Raw genomic sequence first — 2,772 nt, forward strand, 5'->3', positions numbered from 1 at the left:
CACTTTCGCCAAATTTGCAGACCAGAACAACGAAACTGTGGCGCTCGCGGTAGCGGAGCAACTTGCAGGAATTACCAGGATGTTGTCGAGCAGGAACTATCTTGAGGGGCTTAGCCAAGCACAAGTCTCGTTCCGCCGTGCCCGCCAGCTTGTGCCTTACAGTCCGGATGCCATCACGCTCTCGGTAGCCACGGAATTGAACCGCGCCACACTGGCCCGGAATGCCGGTGAACCGGTTACCATCGAGAACCCTCGTCTGGTCGCTCAGCAATTAGCACAAGCCAGTGCACTCGCCCCGGCCAGCAACATCGCCATCAATAACTTGAGCAGCTACTACAAGGTTGCTCGAACCGCCAACTACAAGGGAGATGCGGCGAACCGTCTGGAGAAGCCGGAAATTGAACAACAGATTCAGCGAATCGAAAACCGCCGTCCGCCTGCAGTGGAAAGATTTCATGAATCCGACACACATCCGGAACAGCCGCGCACCGATGTTCTGGATCTGAAAAAGGTGGTAATTCCGGCTTTACCGCAGACGCGAAAAGATATTGCTCCGCGGTGAAAGAGGAGAAATCCGAAAACCAGCTGAGTCCGAGGTTGTGAACCGATATGCACTACCAGCTGGCTGCAGGAAGAAAATCCGGTACTGCTCAGGCGCAAGCTTAAGACATGAATTGGTTCCACAAATTTGTGACTCTGCTGCGGTGTCATACGCAACCGCAACCGTGTCTTGCGATACAGAACCCTTGAAGACTTGAGAAATGCGGATTGTGGCTACTTCTTCTCTGAGTTGAACCTGCTTACCCAAAAAGGTCCGAGATGGAGGTCCCGAGATTCTACGGTTGTGACTTCACCCTTAAGAACCAATGTAGCTTCTTTCAACAATTTTGCAGTTTCGATATTTCCGACACTCACCGGAATCCCGAAACTCAGCTCAGCAGCCACAAGCAATAATGGAGTCAGCCAGCGTAGCGCTCTTGAACCAAATAGCATTTCGCCCTCCCTGGTCAGGTTACCTTTACAAACGCTAGGGATGCGACGAATCGGGGCCGAAAGCCTCTTGAAGCAATCTAGGAAGAAGTAATGAGCGTATCCGTACCGTACAACGATCACAGCCGGTGCGGAAGCGGAGCTATCTGTTCCTTCTCGCGGTCTTTTCTCTTGCCCATCGCGCTTAGTCTGCTACCAGCCGTGCGGCTCCCCACCACGAAGCTAGATTAACAGCGATCATTATCCCGCATTGAAGAGCAGCCGGTAGATTGCCGGGAATGACTGCAACAGCTAGAGAACCCGGAAAACAGAGCAGGATTGCCAAGAACAAAGGCGTGGGGCGGATATGAACATTCGCAGACAGCGCCAATCCGATTCCGATCACTTGCGTCAGCGCGAATGCGAACCAAGCTTTTCGAGTCATCTACCGTCCTCTCGCTCCCAAAGCCTGGAACAGTTTGCTCTCAAAGGCAAGCAGCGGGATTCCCCAAGCGCACACTGCTTCGGCGCTTGGTACCACGCCTGCCTCGATAGACCCAACTTGAATTCAGGGACGGTTGTTTTCCGTTGTGTGCATCGGCCATGCGCAGATTCTACCGCGTTACAATTCGGAATATGAGCGAGCAAACAAAGTTCAAATTGCTCTCCTCGACATACTCCAGCGAGAGATCCAAACCGCTTGGGAAGAAGTACGCTCCCATTTGGAATATGGGGACATTGAAAGAGCGTCGGAGGCTCTATTTTGATATGACGAGCGCACTCTTTGGCGAGCAAGAAGAACTGCGCGTGCTGATTCGCAGGGACAAAGTTCGGCGGCGCGGAATGGAAGCGGCCTCCTAAACGCTTTCCGTAGCAACCTTCCTCTATCAGTTCACTTCAGTGGGGACGAATCTTTGATCGATGGAATACCGTTTCAGAAAGCTCTCCCAAGCCCCCTTTGGGTAGCTATAGCCATGGTTCTGAGTAAAAGCTTGGTTCACGCAATTGTGCCAGTCATGTCTAACCTTATTGAACGCGGCCACCTTGTCCTCAGAAGCCTGAAACTTGTCGCGCAAATCGTTACAGGCCGTTCCATAATCGACTCCATTCGCCACGAATGCGAGATCCGAAACTCTTCCACTTTGGATGTATTTCAGGTCGGCGACATCCTCCGCTAAAAAAGTAGTCAAAATGTTCAAAAAATAATCAACAACTGGTTTGAGTTCTTCCGTGTAGCGGCCGGATTTCAACTCAGCAATGCGCTTTTCAATTCTGGAGATGTTTACCTTTGCGTTGTGAATGAAATTGGGATCATTCGGGTCGCGACTTCCACATTGTTCGTAATCAGCTGAGCCATCGATGCACATGCCCAGTGACTCTGGAACGAGAAAGAAGTTGTAAGGTGAGATGTTCTCTGATAGCTGAGCCCACCTCTTTATGTCGCCGGGGTTTACTGTAACCGGATTGTAGCGAAATTTTGCCACGCCATCTGGCGTCGGAATCCGCAGCGTGCTTAGCGTAGCTGTGCCGAACATCAGTAGTACGATCAGCGGTACTAACATGTGTGAAGTTCCCCTTATGGAATATCGGTGTCGTCGTCATCGACTATGCCATCACCAAAATTGTTCCCAGGAAGCGGATTGACGGAAGGAATCGTAACATTCACCGGACCATTCGGACCGATGCGTCCAACATGCAGGTGTGGACCGGATTGACATCCGGAATTATCCAGAGTGCCAATTTGCTGACCTTGACTGACCTGGTTGCCACAGAAACGACTCGTTCAACGATTACTAGCCAATC

At 51.3% G+C, this 2,772-nt stretch carries 5 protein-coding genes and 1 pseudogene; 2 read left to right on the forward strand and 4 right to left on the reverse strand.

Annotated elements, in window-relative coordinates; all coding sequences use genetic code 11:
- On the forward strand, positions 1 to 562 hold a 562-nt coding region (locus tag DMG62_23845), incomplete at its 5' end, for a hypothetical protein (protein ID PYY20200.1).
- A gap of 212 nt (positions 563 to 774) precedes the next feature.
- Here the strand turns inward: DMG62_23845 and DMG62_23850 are convergent.
- Positions 775 to 1,113, reverse strand: a complete 339-nt coding sequence (locus DMG62_23850; protein PYY20201.1) for a hypothetical protein — start codon at positions 1,111 to 1,113, stop codon at positions 775 to 777.
- Positions 1,114 to 1,174: 61 nt separating this feature from the next.
- Entirely contained in the window at positions 1,175 to 1,414 is a 240-nt protein-coding gene (locus tag DMG62_23855; protein ID PYY20202.1) for a hypothetical protein, read from the reverse strand.
- Between the two features lie 191 nt (positions 1,415 to 1,605).
- Here DMG62_23855 and DMG62_23860 point away from each other — a divergent pair, with 191 nt between their 5' ends.
- Positions 1,606 to 1,830: a hypothetical protein gene (locus DMG62_23860; GenBank protein PYY20203.1), complete on the forward strand. Its 225-nt coding sequence runs from the start codon at positions 1,606 to 1,608 to the stop codon at positions 1,828 to 1,830.
- Positions 1,831 to 1,856: 26 nt separating this feature from the next.
- Here DMG62_23860 and DMG62_23865 read toward each other — a convergent pair whose 3' ends face one another.
- Both DMG62_23865 and DMG62_23870 read right to left on the reverse strand, forming a co-directional pair.
- Positions 1,857 to 2,531: a hypothetical protein gene (locus tag DMG62_23865; GenBank protein ID PYY20204.1), complete on the reverse strand. Its 675-nt coding sequence runs from the start codon at positions 2,529 to 2,531 to the stop codon at positions 1,857 to 1,859.
- A gap of 14 nt (positions 2,532 to 2,545) precedes the next feature.
- Positions 2,546 to 2,737: pseudogene (locus DMG62_23870) on the reverse strand (hypothetical protein).
- Between the last annotated feature and the right edge of the window lie 35 nt (positions 2,738 to 2,772).

The sequence above is a fragment of the Acidobacteriota bacterium genome, assembly GCA_003225175.1.
GTDB lineage: Bacteria > Acidobacteriota > Terriglobia > Terriglobales > Acidobacteriaceae > Gp1-AA112.

Coding starts and splice junctions, on each gene's coding strand:
- DMG62_23855 (PYY20202.1), bottom strand. CDS start 1,414: ATGACTCGAAAAGCTTGGTTCGCATTCGCGCTGACGCAAGTGATCGGA.
- DMG62_23860 (PYY20203.1), top strand. CDS start 1,606: ATGAGCGAGCAAACAAAGTTCAAATTGCTCTCCTCGACATACTCCAGC.
- DMG62_23865 (PYY20204.1), bottom strand. CDS start 2,531: ATGTTAGTACCGCTGATCGTACTACTGATGTTCGGCACAGCTACGCTA.